The following is an 18,836-nucleotide window of genomic DNA, read 5'->3' as shown; positions in this document are numbered from 1 at the left end:
GAATCATCGCACAAGCATAATCAGATCATCCTGTGGGTACAACGGCGGCGCTAAAGAATAGTGACGCTGTGAGGACAAATTTGAGCAATTTATTTCAGGCATTAGAGCATGGCACGTTTTTTCCAACCGAAAAAGAAAACGCAACCGGATTTCAAACATCTGCAAGTACAGATTGAAAGGCTGGACAACCAAGGCGCGGGCATCGCCTATCTCAAGCAAAAACCGCTGTTTATTGAAGGAACGCTGCCGGGGGAAACCGTGGTGACGCAACTGGTGGAAGAGAAGAGTAAATTCGCCCGTGGCAAGCTGATTAAAGTGCTGCAAGCCAGTGAGCAGCGTATCGAGCCTTTTTGTCCGCACTACGGTCAATGCGGTGGCTGCGACATGCAGCATCTCAACTATCCGGCGCAGTTGGAATACAAACAGGCGGCGTTGCTGCAATTGATGAAAAAATTCGCCGGACGTGAAATCGAACTCGCTCCCGTCGTGACTGGGCCTGACCAAGGCTATCGCCGCCGCGCTCGCTTTAGCCTGATGCTGGATAAGAAAACGCGCCAACTGCAATTTGGCTTTCGCCGCAAACAGAGTAAGCAGATTGAGAACATCACTGCTTGCCCGGTATTGGCCGCGCCGCTCAACCAGATTTTGCCTGAACTGAAAGCGCTACTGAGTGGCTTTGATAAACCGGAAACTTTGGGCCATGTTGAACTGGTTGCAGCCGATAATGGCGTGGTGGTGGCACTGCGTCACACGGCGAAGTTGGCGGCGCAAGATGAAACCGCGCTGGTGCAGTTTGCGACGAAACATGCGCTAACACTTTATCTCATGCCGGAAAGTGACCAGCTTGAGCGCATTGTTGGCGAGCAGCCTTACTATCAGGAATGCACAGTCAAGGTCCCTTTTGCGCCGAACAACTTTATTCAGGTCAACCCGCATATCAACCAGAAAATGGTCGCGCAAGCATTGGAGTGGCTTGAGCCACAAGCCGATGAGCGCGTGCTGGATCTCTTCTGCGGCCTTGGTAATTTCAGCTTGCCTTTGGCGAGCAAAGCCAAGCAAGTCATCGGAGTGGAAGGGGTCGCGCAAATGGTCAACAATGCCGCCGAGAACGCGGCGTTGAACCAGATCAATAACGCGCAATTTTTTCACGCTAATCTTGAGGCGGATTTTATCGGCCAACCTTGGGCAAGCGAGCAGTTTGACAAAATTCTACTCGATCCCGCTCGGGCTGGTGCAAGCGGCATCATCGATCAGGTATCCGTATTGGGTGCGAAAAGAGTGGTTTATGTTTCGTGTAATCCTGCTACCCTTGCAAGGGACAGTCAGAGCCTGCTTACGCAGGGATATACCTTAACCAAATTGGCGATGCTGGATATGTTTCCACATACCAGTCACCTTGAGTCGATGGCACTGTTTGAGAAGTAACTCAGTGCAAAATGTCATCACTCAGGCGAAGCAAAGCGAACTAACCCGGATGCAGTTAGTCGAAACGAACAAAGAATAATTAGGATGACAAGATGGTTGCGGTAAGAAGCGCACATTTGAACCCCAAAGAGCAGTTTGAATTGGAAAGCTGGGTTGCCAGCTTGAAACAGGATAACAGCATCTCCACTCGCTTGATTGAAGTGTATCGTCACTGCCAGACCATCTTGGCTGGCCATGAACAGGCCGAGCTGCTGTTGTGGCGTGGACGGGAGATGATCGAGATCTTGGTCACTTTATCGATGGATAAAGCGACGCTGGTGGCCGCACAGCTGTTTCCTTTGGTTTCAAGTGGTGCTTTTGCCCGTGAAGCGCTGGAAGAAGAGTACAGCAAAGAGATCATTAAGCTGATTGATGGCGTGGATGAAATGGCCGCTATTGGTCAGTTGAACATCACGTTGGAAGGCAGTGCGGGTTCCGCTCAGGTAGACAACGTCCGCCGTATGCTGTTGGCCATGGTGGATGATTTTCGCTGCGTAGTGATTAAACTCGCAGAGCGGATTTGCAACCTGATTGAAGTCAAACAAGCGCCGGACGACGTGCGCCGCGCGGCGGCAAAAGAGTGTGCCAATATCTATGCGCCGCTGGCGAACCGTTTGGGGATCGGTCAGCTCAAGTGGGAAATCGAAGATTACGCTTTCCGCTACCAGCAGCCAGACACCTACAAACAGATCGCCAAGCAACTGGCGGAGCGACGCATCGTTCGCGAGCAGTACATCAAGGATTTCGTCGAAGATCTCTCTTTAGAGATGAAAACGTGCGGCATCAAAGCCGAAGTCAGCGGGCGACCAAAACACATTTACAGCATCTGGCGCAAAATGCAGAAGAAGGGGCTCGCCTTTGATGAGCTGTTTGATGTGCGCGCAGTGCGCATTATCGCCGACAAACTGCAAGATTGTTATGCCGCGCTCGGTGTGGTGCACACCAAGTACAAACATTTGCCGAGCGAGTTTGACGATTACGTCGCCAACCCTAAACCCAACGGCTATCAGTCGATCCACACGGTGATTTTGGGTCCAGAAGGGAAAACCATCGAAATCCAGATCCGTACCAAGCAGATGCATGAAGAGTCTGAACTTGGGGTTGCGGCGCACTGGAAATACAAAGAAGGTAGCAGCGCCCGCAGCGGCTATGACGAGAAAATCACCTGGCTACGTAAACTGCTGGATTGGCAGGAAGAGATGTCCGATTCGGGTGAGATGCTCGACGAACTGCGTAGCCAAGTGTTTGATGATCGTGTTTACGCCTTTACTCCGCGTGGTGATGTGGTCGATTTACCGATGGGAGCGACGCCGCTCGATTTCGCCTATCATATTCACTCCGAAGTTGGCCATCGCTGTATTGGTGCCAAGGTCGCAGGGCGCATCGTACCGTTCACTCACAAACTGCACATGGGCGATCAGGTCGAAATCATCACCCAGAAGGAGCCGAATCCTTCGCGTGATTGGCTCAACCCATCGCTGGGGTTTGTTACCTCGGGGCGTGCACGCGCCAAGATCAACGCGTGGTTCCGCAAGCAAAGCCGCGAGAAAAACCTCGAAGCAGGACGCGAGATCTTGGAGCACGAGTTAGCGAAGATTGGCGCCACGCTGAAAGACGCGGAGCAATACGCGCTCAAGCGTTTCAACATGAATACGTCGGACGAGCTGTATGTCGGGGTCGGCAGTGGTGATTTGCGTATCAACCAGATCGTCAACCATATCAATGCCTTGGTAAATAAACCGACCGCGGAAGAAGAAGACAAACAAGCGCTAGAAAAACTGCAGGAAGCGGAAAGCAAAGGCACATCGCCAAGTCGCCCGCGCAAAGATGCTGTGGTGGTTGAGGGTGTGGATAACCTGATGACCCACCTCGCACGCTGTTGCCAACCGATCCCGGGCGATGAGATCTGCGGTTACATCACCCAAGGTCGTGGTATCTCGGTGCACCGCAGCGATTGTGAACAGTTGGACGAATTGCGCCATCACGCACCAGAGCGGATCATCGATACTGTTTGGGGACGTGGTGTGGTCGGCTCTTACATGCTGACGGTGCGTGTGGAAGCGATGGAGCGTAGTGGCCTGCTGAAAGACATCACCACCATGCTGGCGAACGAGAAAATTAAAGTGATCAGCATGAAGAGTCGCATGGACTATCGCACTCATCTGAATGTGATGGACTTTGAGCTTGAGGTGTCTAACATCGAAGTGCTCAACCGCATCATGAAGCGGGTCGAGCAAGTGCGTGATGTGATGTCAGTCAAACGACTCTGCTGATCGCAAATCGTTTAAATGAGAGGCGAGTGGTGCAGACTACTCGCCTTTTTTACAAACGCATTTTTTACAAACGAATTGTCTACAAAGGAAGCAAAATGACTCATCCAATTGAACAGCTAGAACAGATCATGGCCAAGCTACGCGATCCTGAAAATGGCTGCCCGTGGGATCGTAAGCAAACTTTTGACAGCGTGGTGCCTCACACTATCGAAGAAACCTATGAAGTGGTGGATGCGATTCACAAGCAAGATTGGCCCAATCTCAAAGAGGAGCTTGGTGATTTACTGTTTCAGGTGATTTTTTACAGCCAGATGGCGAAAGAGCAGGGCCTGTTTGATTTCTCGCAGGTGGTGGAAACGGTCAATGAGAAACTCACGCGTCGCCACCCGCACGTGTTCGCCGAGCAGGTATTTACGGATGAAGCGGAGCTCAATGCCAACTGGGAAGCCGAAAAAATAAAAGAGAAAGCCTTAGCAGGCAAAAGTGAAGAAAGTATTCTAGACTCAATACCAGCTTCGCTTCCGGCATTATTACGTGCCACAAAGATTCAAAAAAAGTGTGCGCGCTACGGTTTTGATTGGGATTCACTTGGCCCAGTGGTAGACAAGGTGCGCGAGGAAGTGGATGAAGTGATGGAAGAGGCGCTGCAAGTGGATGTGCAAGCGGACAAAGTGGAGTTGGAGTTGGGTGACTTACTGTTTGCGACGGTCAATTTGGCCCGGCATCTTTCGGTTAACCCTGAAGTGGCGCTGGCCAAAGCCAACCTCAAGTTTGCTCGTCGATTTCGCGCTGTCGAGCAGCGAGTTGCTGCGTGTGGCAAAACACTGAGCGCGTGCAGTTTGCAAGAATTGGACGGGTTTTGGGATCAGGTAAAAGCCCAAGAGAAGGGCTAAAAATCGGCAGATAAAGTGGCAAAAAAAGGGCTCAACTAATTTCCCACAGGCTTGATTGCTGTTAGTTCACTTTGATTTGAAGCAAAAAATAAAAAATTGGCGTGTGATAGATTTCACGTTGTGGCGGTTAGGGTCTTCTGGTATATTTTCGTCCCGTCCAGAAGAAATCCATTTCCCTCATTCAACCAATTTCAGGTTAAACATGACGACAAATTACATTTTTGTTACTGGCGGGGTTGTATCCTCTCTAGGTAAAGGTATTGCAGCAGCATCCCTAGCAGCGATCTTAGAAGCACGTGGTCTTAAAGTGACCATCATGAAGCTTGATCCATACATCAACGTTGACCCAGGCACCATGAGCCCCACTCAACACGGTGAAGTATTCGTTACGGAAGATGGCGCTGAAACCGACCTAGACCTTGGTCACTACGAGCGTTTCATCCGCACTAAGATGACTAAGCGCAACAACTTTACTGCAGGTCGTGTTTACTCAGACGTTCTGGCGAAAGAGCGTCGTGGTGACTACCTAGGTGCCACCATTCAGGTTATTCCTCATATCACCAACTCGATTAAAGACCGTGTTATTGCTGGCGCAGAAGGTCACGATGTGGCTATCGTTGAGATCGGTGGTACTGTGGGTGATATCGAGTCGCTGCCATTTATGGAAGCCATCCGTCAGCTAGCGGTTGAAATTGGCCGTGAGCGTGCCATGTTCATGCACTTGACGCTGGTACCTTATCTAGCGGCAGCAGGTGAAGTGAAAACCAAACCAACTCAACACTCAGTGAAAGAACTGCTGTCTATCGGTATTCAGCCAGACATTCTCGTTTGCCGCTCTGACCGTATGATCCCAGCGAACGAACGTAAGAAGATCGCACTGTTCTGTAATGTTCCTGAGAAAGCGGTGATTTCAATGAAGGACGTAGACTCTATCTACAAAATTCCTCAGTTGATCAAATCACAAGGTTTGGATGATCTGGTCTGTGCTCGTTTTGGTATCAAAGCGCCAGACGCGGACCTTTCTGAATGGGAACAGGTTATCTATGAAGAAGCCAACCCAACAGGTGAAGTCACCATCGGCATGGTTGGCAAATACATCGAACTGCCAGATGCGTATAAATCGGTAAACGAAGCGCTTAAACATGCAGGCCTGAAAAATCGCTTGAGCGTTAACATTAAATATGTAGACTCACAGGACGTAGAGACCAAAGGTTTTGAGGTTCTACAGGGACTGGACGCCATTCTTGTTCCCGGTGGCTTCGGTGACCGTGGCATCGAAGGCAAGATTCTGGCGGCGAAATACGCTCGTGAGAACAAAGTTCCTTACCTAGGTATTTGCTTAGGTATGCAAGTTGCTCTGATTGAATACGCGCGCAACGTTGCGGGTATGGAAGGAGCACACTCAACCGAATTTAATAAAGACACCAAGTACCCTGTGGTCGGTTTGATTACTGAATGGGTTGATAGTGAAGGTAACGTCGAAGAGCGTACTGAATCATCAAATCTTGGTGGTACCATGCGTCTAGGTTCGCAGTTATGTCACTTGGCGAAAGGCACCAAAGCGCGTGAATTGTACGGTAGCGATACGATCCATGAGCGTCACCGCCACCGTTATGAAGTGAACAACAATCTTCGTCCACAAATTGAAAAAGCGGGTCTAAAAGTCTCTGGCCTGTCAGCGGACAAGAAACTGGTTGAAATGATCGAGAACCCGAACCACCCATGGTTTGTTGCGGCTCAGTTCCACCCAGAGTTCACCTCAACGCCACGTGACGGGCATCCACTGTTTTCTGGCTTTATCAAAGCAGCGGGTGAAAATGCGCGCGGCGAACTGAAGTAAAAGGATACGGGCGGTCGCGAAGGTTGTGCGGCGGCCCTTTAAATTTGACATTTATATTTAAACGAGAGGAAACATTAATGTCTAAGATCGTTAAAGTTCTAGGTCGTGAAATCATCGACTCACGTGGTAACCCTACTGTTGAAGCTGAAGTACACCTAGAAGGCGGTTTCGTAGGTATGGCTGCTGCTCCATCTGGCGCATCTACTGGTTCACGCGAAGCGCTTGAACTACGTGACGGCGACAAAGCTCGTTTCCTAGGTAAAGGCGTACTGAAAGCTCTTGCTGCAGTGAACGGCCCAATCGCAGATGCTCTGGTTGGCAAAGATGCAAAAGACCAAGCAACTGTTGACCAAATCATGATCGACCTAGACGGTACTGAAAACAAATCTAACTTTGGTGCAAACGCAATTCTAGCGGTTTCTCTAGCTAACGCGAAAGCAGCTGCTGCATCAAAAGGCATGCCTCTATACGAGCACATCGCTGAGCTAAACGGCACTGCGGGTCAATTCTCTATGCCTCTACCAATGATGAACATCATCAACGGTGGTGAGCACGCAGACAACAACGTTGACATCCAAGAGTTCATGATCCAGCCAGTTGGCGCGAAAACTCTGAAAGAAGCGGTTCGCATGGGCGCGGAAGTATTCCACAACCTAGCGAAAGTTCTGAAATCTAAAGGTTACAACACCGCTGTTGGTGACGAAGGTGGTTTCGCTCCTAACCTAAAATCTAACGCTGAAGCGCTAGAAGTTATTGCTGAAGCAGTAGCAGCAGCTGGTTACACTCTAGGTACTGACATCACTCTAGCGATGGACTGTGCAGCGTCTGAGTTTTACGATGCAGAGAAGAAAGAGTACAACCTAAAAGGCGAAGGTCGTATCTTCACTTCTAACGGTTTCTCTGACTTCCTAGAAGAGCTAACTGAGAAGTTCCCAATCGTTTCTATCGAAGACGGTCTAGACGAGTCTGACTGGGAAGGTTTCGCATACCAAACTGAGAAACTGGGCAAGAAAATCCAGATCGTTGGTGACGACCTGTTCGTAACGAACACTAAGATCCTGAAAGAAGGTATCGAGAAAGGCATCGCCAACTCTATCCTAATTAAGTTCAACCAAATCGGTTCTCTAACTGAGACTCTAGCTGCAATCAAGATGGCTAAAGACGCAGGTTACACAGCAGTAATCTCTCACCGTTCTGGCGAAACTGAAGATGCAACTATCGCTGACCTAGCGGTAGGTACTGCAGCAGGTCAAATCAAGACTGGTTCTATGAGCCGTTCTGACCGCGTTGCTAAGTACAACCAACTTATCCGTATCGAGGAAGCGCTAGGTGAGCGTGCACCTTTCAACGGTCTTAAAGAAGTGAAAGGTCAAGCTTAATTCCTAATTGAATTAATCGCTTAGATTGAAGCTTTAAAAACACCCCGCGTTTGCGGGGTGTTTTTTTTCTAGAGGAAAAAACACGGTGAGTGCGCACCCCCATGTTTCAAAGAAGCGGTCTTAAAGAAGTGAAAGGTCAAGCTTAATTCCTAATTGAATTAATCGCTTAGATTGAAACTTTAAAAACACCCTGCGTTTGCGGGGTGTTTTTTTAATGATAGGAAAGCGCACGGTGAGCGTGCACCCCCATGTTTCAAAGAAGCGGCCTTAAAGAAGTGAAAGGTCAAGCTTAATTCCTAATTGAATTAATCGCTTAGATTGAAACTTTAAAAACACCCTGCGTTTGCGGGGTGTTTTTTTATCGATAGTAAAGCGCACGGTGAGCGCGCACCCCCATGTTTCAAAGAAGCGGTCTTAAAGAAGTGAAAGGCCAAGCTTAATTCCTAATTGAATTAATCGCTTAGATTGAAACTTTAAAAACACCCTGCGTTTGCGGGGTGTTTTTTTATCGATAGGAAAGCGCACGGTGAGCGCGCCCCCCTTGTTGCACTAACCCTCTATAGAGCCAACCCGCTAATTGTGCTATAAAAAGGGCTTCATAACTCTTTCCCCTGATAGGCCACAAGTAAAATCGCTCATGCGTCTGTTTATTTTAGTTTTGACACTGCTATTTGCGCTGCTGCAATACACACTCTGGTTTGGTAAAAACGGTGTGTCGGATTATTACGCCACCGAGCGTGATATCGAAGTCCAGCAACAAGTGAACAGCAAGTTACAGTCGCGTAATAGCGAAATGTATGCAGAAATTGATGATCTCAAACAGGGGTTAGATGCCATTGAAGAACGCGCCAGACATGAACTCGGCATGGTGAAAGAAGGCGAAACCTTCTACCGTCTTGTCGGTGAGGAAAATCAATAAGATGCCGAAAATGACTCCATCTTTAGTCGCGATAGTTCCTGCAGCTGGAGTGGGCAGCAGGATGCAAGCCGATCGTCCCAAGCAATATTTATCTATCGGCGAGCACACCGTGTTGGAACACACCTTGAATAAGCTGCTAGCGCATCCGTTGATCGCGCAGGTGGTGGTGGCGATCAGCGATGATGACCCTTATTTTGCCCAGTTGCCGATAGCGCATTCGCCGCAAGTGATCCGAGTCAGTGGCGGTAAAGAGCGCGCGGATTCGGTGCTTTCTGGCCTTAAATATGTGCAAACGCATCTAGAGGCAAAATGGGTTTTAGTGCATGACGCGGCGAGGCCCTGCGTTTCGCTTGAGGATATCGATGCCTTGATCAGCGCCTGCCTAGTTCATCCGGTTGGCGGGATTTTGGCCACTCCAGTGCGTGACACGATGAAGCGCGCTAACGCAGAACGGGACATTGACCATACGGTCTCTCGTGACGCCCTTTGGCACGCATTAACGCCGCAAATGTTTCAAACTCAGATGTTGACCGTCGCGCTTGAGCAGGCACTAGCCCACAATGTGGCCATCACCGATGAAGCCTCCGCGTTGGAGTGGCAGGGGCAACAACCCGCCTTAATTACCGGTAAAGCGACCAATATTAAAATTACTCAGCCAGAAGATCTGGCGCTAGCGGAATTCTATTTAAGCCGAGCAGAAGGATAAACAATGATTCGAATTGGCCATGGTTTTGATGTGCACAAATTTGGTGGAGAAGGCCCCGTGATTATTGGCGGGGTTAAAGTGCCTTATGAGCAAGGGTTGATCGCGCATTCGGATGGAGATGTGGCTCTGCACGCACTCAGCGATGCCTTACTTGGCGCGATTGCTGCGGGTGATATTGGTCGTCATTTCCCTGATACCGATGATCAATGGAAAGGTGCCGATAGCCGTGAATTGTTGAAAGATGTTTATCGCCGAGTGAAAGAACAAGGCTATCGTTTGGGCAATGCTGACATCACTATTATCGCCCAAGCGCCGAAAATGGCGCCTTACATTGAGGCCATGTGTCAAGCAATTGCAGAGGATCTGCAAACCGACGTTGGCAATATTAATGTGAAGGCAACCACCACCGAACGTTTAGGTTTCACCGGACGTAAAGAAGGCATTGCAACGGAAGCCGTTGTATTGTTGATTAAAGAATAAATCGTTTACAAGCTGCATGGCAGTGGAAAAAAGCATGACAGATATCCTCGCTTCTTTGGCATACCTCGCGGGTAAGCCGACGGCACAAGCCAAAATCAAAGCCAAACCTGAGCACTTTCAAGTCAAAGAGGATTTGGGTTTTTCCTTCACTGGTCAAGGTGAGCATCTGATGGTGCATATCCGAAAAACGGGGGAAAACACCAGTTTTGTCGCCAATGAATTGGCAAAGGTGTGCGGGGTACCATCGCAAAACGTTAGTTGGGCAGGCCTTAAAGATCGCCACGCCGTGACAGAGCAGTGGTTGAGTGTCCATTTGCCTACTGGCGGCATTCCCAACTTTGAGGCTTTTCTTGCTCAGTATCCGAGCATCGAAATTTTGGCCGTGACTCGTCACAATAAGAAGCTTCGCCCGGGCGATTTGCTCGGCAATGAGTTTGTGGTGACCTTAAGCGAAGTGACGGATGTGGCGGACGTAGAACGCCGTTTAGAGCGAATCCAACAGGTTGGTGTGCCAAACTATTTTGGTAGCCAGCGCTTTGGTCGCGATGGCAATAATCTTGATGAGGCTCGCCGTTGGGGGCGAGAAAATGTGCGCACTCGCAACCAAAATAAACGCAGCATGTATCTATCGACAGCACGCTCGTGGATTTTCAATCGCATCGTGTCCGCTCGCTTGCAGCACGGGATCTTTGACCAAGTGATCGACGGGGATGTTGTCTTGTCTCAAGAGGGGCAAGAAACGATCGATGCAACGACTTTACCTCAGGCTCAAGCGCGTTTTGAACGTGGAGAGGTGATGATTAGTGCAGCCTTAGCAGGCGATAACGCACTGCCCACGCAAGCTTTGGCGCTGGCACTAGAGCAGCCGATACTGGATGAAGAAACGGATTTGATGGCGTTGATTTGCGGCAATCGCATGCGCCATGATCGACGAGCCATAAGCTTGAAACCACAAAACCTCACTTGGTCAGTGGTTGGAGATGAGATAACGCTGCGCTTTGCACTGGATGCTGGCTCCTTTGCGACTTCGATTGTGCGTGAATTAGTGCAGGAAATAGCGTTCGAAAGAGAGTACCAATAATGATGGATGAAAAGCAGAATAAACCGTTACGGATTCTACTAAGCAATGACGATGGCGTGTTTGCCGAAGGGATTAACGCGTTAGCCGATGAATTGCGTGAGATAGCACAGGTGATTGTTGTGGCTCCAGATAGAAACCGCTCTGGCGCGTCAAACTCTTTGACGTTAGAACAACCATTACGTGTTAATCGCATTGGTGACGATGTTTATTCTGTGCAGGGCACACCGACCGATTGCGTGCACTTTGCGCTCAATGAATTGCTAAAAGATAATTTGCCGGATCTGGTGCTGAGCGGGATCAATCACGGTGCCAATCTAGGCGATGATGTGCTCTATTCTGGTACTGTGGCGGCGGCAATGGAAGGACATTTTCTCGGTGTTCAGTCCATTGCTTTTTCTCTGGTCGGCAAGCACCATTTTTCCAGCGCAGCCAAAATAGCGCGTCAGTTGGTTGAGCAACATTTAACTTGCCCCATTCCAACCAATCGTCTGTTGAACGTCAACATTCCTGATCGGCCATTTGAGCAGTTGCAGCAAATTGAAGTCACCCGATTAGGCGCTCGTCATCACGCTGAAAATATGATTAAACAGCAAGATCCTCGAGGTCATACGATTTATTGGCTCGGCCCTCCTGGGAAAGAGCAAGATGCGGGTATGGGGACCGATTTTTTTGCGATTGAGCAAGGTGTCGTGTCGATAACGCCTCTGCAAGTGGATCTGACTGCGCATGAGTCGCTACGGGCGATGGACGGTTGGTTAAAGGATGCAAGCCATGAGTAATCCACACGCAGGTCGTTTGGTGCAGTTTCTTGTTGCCCAAGGCATCCAAGATCAAGCGGTATTAGAGGCGATTCATCGTATCCCAAGAGAAAATTTTGTCTCTCAGGCAATGATGCATCAGGCCTATGACAACAACGCATTGCCGATTGGACAAGGTCAGACCATTTCTCAGCCTTACATCGTGGCCAAGATGACCGAGCTTTTACGCCTGAAAAGGGACAGTAAAGTGCTGGAGATAGGAACGGGTTCGGGTTATCAAACCGCTGTGCTGGCGCTACTGGTGGATCATGTCTACTCCGTTGAGCGAATTAAAGCGCTGCAATGGGAAGCGAAGCGCCGACTTAAGCAGTTGGATATCTATAATATCTCCACCAAACATGGTGATGGCTGGCAGGGCTGGGAAAGCAAAGGCCCATTTGATGCCATTATTGTTACGGCGGCAGCAGAAAATGTACCAAATGCCTTAATAGAGCAATTAGCACAAGGGGGGCGACTGGTGATCCCTGTGGGGACCGAAGAGCAGCAGCTGCTGTGCATTGAACGCCGTGATGATCAAATTACCTCTAGCGTGATTGAAAGCGTCAACTTTGTTCCCTTAGTCGCTGGCGAACTGGCGTAGGGGGAGCGAGTGAGCGTGAGCCTTTTTAGAACATTTCAGCTAGTGAGCTTGCTTGGTGCGGTGCAGTTAGTTGGCTGCGCAGCACACTCGCCTGCGCCCGTTTCAGGATTGGAGAAAGACTACTCATCCGTAGAGCGCGGCAGCTATCGAGGCAGCTACTATGAAGTGGAAAAGGGTGACACGCTCTATTTCATTTCTTATGTCACAAATAAAGATGTAAATGATCTCATCCGTTACAACAACCTTTCGCCACCGTACACCATCTTTCCCGGGCAAAAACTCAAACTTTGGGGGCCTGCATACGTTGCCCCCAAATTTGGCAATTTGACCGAAGCTGCACCAGTTATAGTTTCTGCGCCTGTTGTCCCACCGAAAAGCGTGCCAGTTTCTCCTCCTGAAACGTTAAAATCGAGTAAAAACTCTATCGAAAAAAGTGAGCAAAAGCCGCTTGAAGTGGTTAAAAAAGATTCATCTGGGAAGGTTGAACAATCCAAATCAAAGGAGTATGTTGAGCCTAAAGGTAAAGAAAATGTTATTCCAACAGCAAAACCAACCCAGCCAGATAATGACAAAATAGCCAAGTGGTTGTGGCCAACAAAAGGGAGAGTTATCAAGAGTTTCTCTGCGGGAGAACAAGGAAACAAAGGGATTGATATTGCAGGACAGCGAGGTCAATCGATAGTTTCAACCGCAGCAGGAGTGGTAGTTTATTCAGGTAATGCGCTGCGTGGATACGGTAATCTGATTATCGTGAAACATAATGATAAATACTTAAGCGCTTACGCTCACAACGATCGGTTGCTAGTAACGGAAGGACAAAGTGTTACTGCCGGGCAAAAAATCGCTACCATGGGGAGCTCTGGCGCCAAATCTGTACGCTTGCACTTTGAAATCCGCTACCAAGGTAAGTCGGTGAATCCAAATCGCTATTTACCTTAATGAAAACTTTGAAAAACAACTTGCGACATAACTAGCAGCGGCATAGCTAAACAACATGCCTTGCTAACTCGCCAGGGGGAGGCGTTATGAGTAACAGCAATGCAGTAACCAAAGTTGATGATTTCGATATTGATCAAATGGATGTAGAGTTGAACGACTCTGATATCGAAGTTAGCGATAAAGAAGACAACAGTTCCAATACCAATACCGCACTGAGAGAAGAGTTTGATGCCAGCAACAAAAGCTTGGATGCGACTCAGCTTTACCTCGGAGAGATCGGTTTCTCACCTTTACTGACCGCAGAAGAAGAAGTACTTTACGCTCGACGCGCATTGCGTGGGGATGAAGCAGCACGTAAACGTATGATTGAAAGCAACTTACGTTTGGTAGTGAAGATTTCTCGCCGTTATAGCAACCGTGGATTAGCGTTACTTGATCTGATTGAAGAGGGTAACCTTGGCCTGATCAGAGCGGTGGAAAAATTTGACCCAGAGCGCGGTTTCCGCTTCTCTACTTACGCCACTTGGTGGATTCGGCAAACCATCGAACGCGCACTGATGAATCAGACTCGGACCATCCGTTTACCTATCCATGTTGTCAAAGAGCTGAACATTTATCTGCGTACTGCGCGCGAGTTGTCACAAAAACTCGACCACGAACCTACGGCAGAAGAGATCGCTTCTCAGTTGGATATCCCGGTTGAAGATGTCAGCAAAATGCTGCGCCTTAACGAGCGGATTAGCTCTGTCGATACACCGATTGGTGGTGACGGTGAAAAAGCGCTGCTGGATATTATTCCCGATGCGAACAATTCCGATCCTGAAGTGTCAACTCAGGATGAAGATATGCGTAACTCACTGATTTTCTGGTTAGAGGAGCTAAATCCGAAACAGAAAGAAGTGTTGGCGCGTCGCTTTGGATTGCTTGGTTATGAGCCATCGACTCTCGAAGAAGTGGGTAAAGAAATTGGCTTGACGCGTGAGCGCGTGCGTCAGATCCAAGTTGAAGGGCTACGCAGATTGCGTGAGATCATCAGGATCAAGACTTGCCAGTGCTTGTTCCACTTCGCTAGGCTCAGGGATCAAGCTAACCTGATTGGCTACATCCACCATGCTTGGTCTTGCCGTGACATCGCCTTTGCTCAACTGCTCTAATTGAGACAGTTTCTGCCGCGCATTTTTGATCACCGTTTTAGGTACGCCTGCGAGCCCTGCTACTGCTAAGCCGTAAGATTTGCTGGCGGCGCCTTCCTGCACAGCGTGCATAAAGGCAATACTATCGCCATGCTCTACTGCGTCCAAATGCACATTGGCCAAGTGGGGCAGTTGGTTGGGAAGTTCGGTTAGCTCGAAATAGTGTGTAGCAAACAGAGTGAGAGCGCCAATCTGAGTCGCTAGCCACTGCGCACTGGCCCACGCAAGGGAAAGACCATCGTAAGTGCTGGTGCCGCGGCCAATTTCATCCATCAGTACCAAGCTATTTTGTGTTGCGTTGTGCAAAATATTGGCTGTTTCCGTCATCTCGACCATGAAAGTCGAACGGCCAGACGCCAGATCATCCGAAGCGCCGATGCGGGTGAAAATGCGATCCACTGAGCCGATGGTGGCGGATTGTGCTGGGACGAAAGAGCCAATATGTGCCATCAGCGCAATTAGCGCGGTTTGGCGCATATAGGTCGATTTACCGCCCATGTTTGGTCCCGTAATGATCAGCATTTTGCGCTGGGCATGCAGTTCAATCGGGTTGGCAATAAAAGGTTCACTGCTCACTTGCTCAACCACCGGATGGCGACCAGCAGAAATGTAGATGCCTGCTTCTTTGGTCAAACTGGGGCGACAGTAGTCGAGCGTGTCTGCCCGCTCTGCGAGATTTTGCAGCACATCAAGCTGGGCAATCGCACTGGCCAAGTTTTGCAGACGCTCAAGATGCGGCATCAGCAGGTCAAACAGTTCTTCCCAAAGTTGCTTTTCCAGTGCCAACGCTTTGGATTTGGAATTGAGTACTTTGTCTTCGTGCTCTTTCAAGGCCGGAATAATGTAGCGCTCGGCATTTTTTAGCGTTTGTCGGCGCACGTAATGAGGTGGGACTAAATGGCTTTGGCCGCGGCTGACCTGAATGTAAAAGCCATGCACATTGTTGTAGCCAACTTTGAGGGTGTCGATGCCGTGACGATCGCGCTCTTCAGCTTCTAGCTGCTCTAAATATTCGGTTGCGCCATCGGCAAGGTTACGCCATTCATCCAGTTCAGCATTGTAGCCGCTGGCTATCACTCCACCTTCGCGGATCACCACTGGCGGATTTTCTTTGATCGCTTGTTCAAGAAGGAGGCAAACGTCGTCGATTGGGGCCGCATCTTGGCTTAACTGACGTAAATGAGGATGAGTTAGGTTGGCTAGCTCGCTCTCCAAATCGGGCAGTTGCTGCATTGCATGTCGTAGCCTTGCCATGTCTCGAGGGCGTGCTGAGCGCAGTGCTAAGCGGGCGAGAATACGTTCAATGTCGCCAATCTGTTTAAAAATCGGCTGGAGTTCGGCAAAGCATGCTTGCTCTTTGATTTCACCGATAGCGTCTAAACGCGCGTTGAGCGTATTGAGATCACGCATGGGTTGATGGATCCAGCGTTTGAGCATGCGGCTGCCCATAGGCGTTGCACAGTGATCCAGCACCGACGACAGGGTATTTTCCGTGCCTCCCGCGAGATTCTGCGTCAACTCCAGATTACGGCGCGTGGCGGCGTCTAAAATCACGGAATGATCTTGACGATCGTAAGTGAGCGAGCGGATATGTGGCAGAGCGGTACGCTGGGTATCTTTGACGTACTGGATCAAACAACCCGCCGCACAAAGGCCGAGCTTGGCATGCTCAACCCCAAAGCCGACTAAATCACGCGTGGCAAATTGTTGATTGAGCTGCTGTTTAGCGGTATCTAGCTCGAACTCCCAAACCGGGCGGCGGCGATTGCCTTTCCGGTTAGCCATTAAATGCACAGGCTCGAAGTCTTCCGGAAAGAGTAGTTCCCGTGGTGATGTGCGCTGTAACTCAGCCGCCATCGCTTCTTCGCTTTGCGGTTCTGAGAGCTGAAAACGGCCCGAAGTGACATCCAAAGTGGCATAGCCAAATTTGCCATTGTGGCAGTAAATGGCGGCGATGAGGTTATCGAGACGTTCAGACAGCAGCGCTTCGTCGGTCACAGTTCCGGGCGTGACAATGCGCACCACTTTGCGTTCAACAGGCCCTTTGCTGGTAGCGGGATCGCCAATCTGCTCACAGATGGCGACGGATTCACCCAATTGCACCAGCTTAGCGAGATACCCTTCAACCGCATGAAATGGCACGCCTGCCATTGGAATGGGCTCACCGGCTGAAGCGCCTCGTTTGGTCAACGAGATGTCTAACAGTTGGGAAGCACGCTTCGCGTCGTCGTAAAACAACTCATAGAAGTCTCCCATACGGTAAAACAGCAAGATCTCCGGATTCTCAGCTTTCAGCTTGAGATATTGCTGCATCATGGGCGTGTGGGCTTGGCTGGGTTCTTTGCTTTTGGTGGTGTTATTATTTGTCATTTTGTTGTTCAACGCGTTATTAGTGGGCTGTCACACCCTTGAAGTCCCGCAGATACTAATCGAGTTAGGTTGCATGTGCCGCTTTGCTTGTTGATGCGATTGCCGAAAACGATGGGCAAAAACGTGGCGTAAGGATAGCAAACCTCCTACTAGGAGAGCAATTGAGACACCGCAACGTAACATGGCATTGTGTTCCTGAAGCCGTCTCTCACTTCATTGCCTAAGGGAGAGTATTTCACGCGACTGAGCTCGTATCATACTACTAATTAGCAAGCTGGATGATTGCTTGGTAAAGTATTACCTTAAGTATTTAGTGAGTTACAAACTTCTTACAAAGCGTGACAAAAAAGAGAACTCCCTTGGGGTATACTTCTTGCTCAAATACCGAGCAACCTTCGTCCCTCTGCCAACTTCTAGGAGTGATAGGTCGATAGCTTATTGCCTTATGTATGATGGCCTGTATTGTCAGTTTGAGGGTAAAAAGAAGGTGTGGATGCTCAAAGTGCCATGGATAAGGCAAAAATAATATAACCTTGCATTCTGGTAAGGTAATTTGCTTGCTTCCATACGGGTGATTTTTTGCAAACTAAACCGTTAACTTTTACCGCACTAGCCTTTGCTGGTGGGCCGCTGACTTCGATTACTGGGCCAGTCGAAATTCTGACTATCTCTGCGCATCTTGCTGGTGCTCCGCCGCCCATCATTAATATTGTGACGCAAGACAACCAACCCATTGTCGGTATTGGTGGAGTGGTTGTTCAACCTACCATTGATATCCAAGCTGTGAAACATACGGATGTTTTACTTGTCGGTTCGGTTGGTTTTCCCGATCAAAATTTGGCAAGCGTTACTCAGTCGACCCTCGATTGGATACACCAGTGGGGAGAGTGTGATATCCCGATTGTGTCCATTTGTTCTGGCGCGTTTGTTTTAGCCAAGGCCAATTTGCTGCATGATGTTAAGGCGACGACTCACTGGTTTTATGCCAACCTGTTTCGCGAATTGTTTCCGCAAACCAAGCTACATGCAGAGCGTCGTGTTACCTGTGACAAGAACCGCTTTTGCACATCGGGAGTGTATGAATACAACGACGTCATGATGCACATTGTCGAGCAAATGTTTGGGCAAACCATTCGTCAGCAGTGCACACAGTTTATTTTTGGCGATCTTGAGCGGGTGCAGCAGAACACGTTGGCGAGCTTTGTCCCTTTGCGTCAGCATAACGATGAATTGATCCACCACTTGCAGGATTGGCTGCATGCCGAACCGGGTAGTGCGCTATCGGTTTCCGAATTGGCCGATAAAGTTCACCTGAGCGAGCGGCAAATGAAGCGGCGTTTTAAAGCAGCTACGGGACAATCACCGATTCATTACATTCAACAAGTCAAGCTTTCGGTGGCCAAAGACTGGTTGGAAAAATCGAAAAAAACCATTGAAGAAATCAGCCACGATGTGGGGTATGAAGACACACGTTATTTTCGTGAGTTATTTAAGAAGATGAACGGCTTAACGCCTTTGGAATACCGCAAGCGCTATCAACACCTTTAAGTTACCCCCGCTCTCGCACAGAGTGGGAGAACCCCTGTCAGCCGGATTATCCGCCGATCAAGACCGTTGGCAGTCCCATAACAATCGTACCACCGTGGGCGGTTAAGTCGCCCATTCTCGCCGCGGGTTTATTGTTGATAAAAACAGTCATACTTCCCTTCACCACGCTGTCAGGTGGCCCGACGCAGACACACATTTGCCCCATGGTCGCGGCAGGCATATTGCCAATCAGTACGGTCGTGGGCAGCGGTAATAGTGGCCCTCCGACATGAGGTATTGGTGGTAAAGCGGGAGTCATCATTGGGCAGACATGCATGTCGCCGGCTCTTGCTGCAGGTAACATCAAAGGCTCC

The 18,836-nt window shown here is 49.4% G+C and carries 15 protein-coding genes and 1 pseudogene; 14 read left to right on the top strand and 2 right to left on the bottom strand.

Going from position 1 to position 18,836, the window contains the following annotated elements; all coding sequences use genetic code 11:
- Positions 1–108 precede the first annotated feature (108 nt).
- The 13 genes and pseudogenes from rlmD to rpoS all read left to right on the top strand — a co-directional run.
- On the top strand, positions 109–1,425 hold the full coding sequence (gene rlmD, locus EWA64_RS06210) for a 23S rRNA (uracil(1939)-C(5))-methyltransferase RlmD (RefSeq protein WP_061893223.1): 1,317 nt from the start codon (positions 109–111) through the stop codon (positions 1,423–1,425).
- 92 nt (positions 1,426–1,517) lie between these two features.
- Positions 1,518–3,737: a GTP diphosphokinase gene (gene relA, locus EWA64_RS06205; protein ID WP_061893224.1), complete on the top strand. Its 2,220-nt coding sequence runs from the start codon at positions 1,518–1,520 to the stop codon at positions 3,735–3,737.
- Positions 3,738–3,832: 95 nt separating this feature from the next.
- Entirely contained in the window at positions 3,833–4,630 is a 798-nt protein-coding gene (gene mazG, locus EWA64_RS06200; RefSeq protein WP_061893227.1) for a nucleoside triphosphate pyrophosphohydrolase, read from the top strand.
- A 202-nt stretch (positions 4,631–4,832) separates the two neighbouring features.
- Positions 4,833–6,470 carry a CTP synthase gene (gene pyrG, locus EWA64_RS06195; protein WP_061893225.1) on the top strand — a complete coding sequence of 546 codons (1,638 nt, stop codon included), beginning with the start codon at positions 4,833–4,835 and terminating at the stop codon, positions 6,468–6,470.
- 77 nt (positions 6,471–6,547) lie between these two features.
- Positions 6,548–7,849 (top strand): phosphopyruvate hydratase, encoded by a 1,302-nt coding sequence (eno, locus tag EWA64_RS06190; protein WP_045571231.1) that lies wholly within the window; start codon positions 6,548–6,550, stop codon positions 7,847–7,849.
- A gap of 637 nt (positions 7,850–8,486) precedes the next feature.
- Positions 8,487–8,768 carry a cell division protein FtsB gene (gene ftsB / locus EWA64_RS06185; RefSeq protein WP_039430478.1) on the top strand — a complete coding sequence of 94 codons (282 nt, stop codon included), beginning with the start codon at positions 8,487–8,489 and terminating at the stop codon, positions 8,766–8,768.
- 1 nt (position 8,769) lies between these two features.
- The gene (gene ispD / locus EWA64_RS06180; RefSeq protein ID WP_061893070.1) at positions 8,770–9,474 is read left to right on the top strand and encodes a 2-C-methyl-D-erythritol 4-phosphate cytidylyltransferase; all 705 of its coding nucleotides are present in this window, start codon (positions 8,770–8,772) and stop codon (positions 9,472–9,474) included.
- Positions 9,475–9,477: 3 nt separating this feature from the next.
- Positions 9,478–9,954: a 2-C-methyl-D-erythritol 2,4-cyclodiphosphate synthase gene (gene ispF / locus EWA64_RS06175; protein WP_061893069.1), complete on the top strand. Its 477-nt coding sequence runs from the start codon at positions 9,478–9,480 to the stop codon at positions 9,952–9,954.
- A gap of 34 nt (positions 9,955–9,988) precedes the next feature.
- Positions 9,989–11,035, top strand: a complete 1,047-nt coding sequence (gene truD / locus EWA64_RS06170) for a tRNA pseudouridine(13) synthase TruD (protein WP_061893075.1) — start codon at positions 9,989–9,991, stop codon at positions 11,033–11,035.
- A gap of 2 nt (positions 11,036–11,037) precedes the next feature.
- Positions 11,038–11,814, top strand: coding sequence for a 5'/3'-nucleotidase SurE (gene surE / locus EWA64_RS06165; protein WP_061893074.1), 777 nt, complete (start codon positions 11,038–11,040; stop codon positions 11,812–11,814).
- Positions 11,807–12,433, top strand: coding sequence for a protein-L-isoaspartate(D-aspartate) O-methyltransferase (locus EWA64_RS06160; RefSeq protein ID WP_061893068.1), 627 nt, complete (start codon positions 11,807–11,809; stop codon positions 12,431–12,433). The genes surE and EWA64_RS06160 overlap by 8 nt, the downstream gene beginning before the upstream one ends.
- A gap of 15 nt (positions 12,434–12,448) precedes the next feature.
- Complete coding sequence (locus tag EWA64_RS06155; RefSeq protein WP_061893073.1) at positions 12,449–13,372, top strand: peptidoglycan DD-metalloendopeptidase family protein; 924 nt, start codon at positions 12,449–12,451, stop codon at positions 13,370–13,372.
- 86 nt (positions 13,373–13,458) lie between these two features.
- Positions 13,459–14,406: pseudogene (gene rpoS, locus EWA64_RS06150) on the top strand (RNA polymerase sigma factor RpoS); the annotation flags it as partial.
- Here the strand turns inward: rpoS and mutS are convergent.
- Positions 14,383–16,935 carry a DNA mismatch repair protein MutS gene (gene mutS / locus EWA64_RS06145; RefSeq protein WP_061893067.1) on the bottom strand — a complete coding sequence of 851 codons (2,553 nt, stop codon included), beginning with the start codon at positions 16,933–16,935 and terminating at the stop codon, positions 14,383–14,385. The pseudogene rpoS and the gene mutS overlap by 24 nt on opposite strands.
- Before the next feature lie 579 nt (positions 16,936–17,514).
- On the opposite strand from mutS, the gene EWA64_RS06140 reads away from it, so the two are divergent.
- Positions 17,515–18,483 carry a GlxA family transcriptional regulator gene (locus EWA64_RS06140; RefSeq protein ID WP_061893066.1) on the top strand — a complete coding sequence of 323 codons (969 nt, stop codon included), beginning with the start codon at positions 17,515–17,517 and terminating at the stop codon, positions 18,481–18,483.
- 46 nt (positions 18,484–18,529) lie between these two features.
- Here the strand turns inward: EWA64_RS06140 and EWA64_RS06135 are convergent, their stop codons facing one another.
- Entirely contained in the window at positions 18,530–18,826 is a 297-nt protein-coding gene (locus EWA64_RS06135) for a PAAR domain-containing protein (RefSeq protein ID WP_061893065.1), read from the bottom strand.
- Between the last annotated feature and the right edge of the window lie 10 nt (positions 18,827–18,836).

It is taken from the genome of Vibrio cidicii (assembly GCF_009665415.1).
GTDB classification, from domain to species: domain Bacteria; phylum Pseudomonadota; class Gammaproteobacteria; order Enterobacterales; family Vibrionaceae; genus Vibrio; species Vibrio cidicii.
The sequence above is the reverse complement of the archived record's forward strand: the minus strand, read 5'-3'. Positions and strand labels throughout refer to the sequence as shown.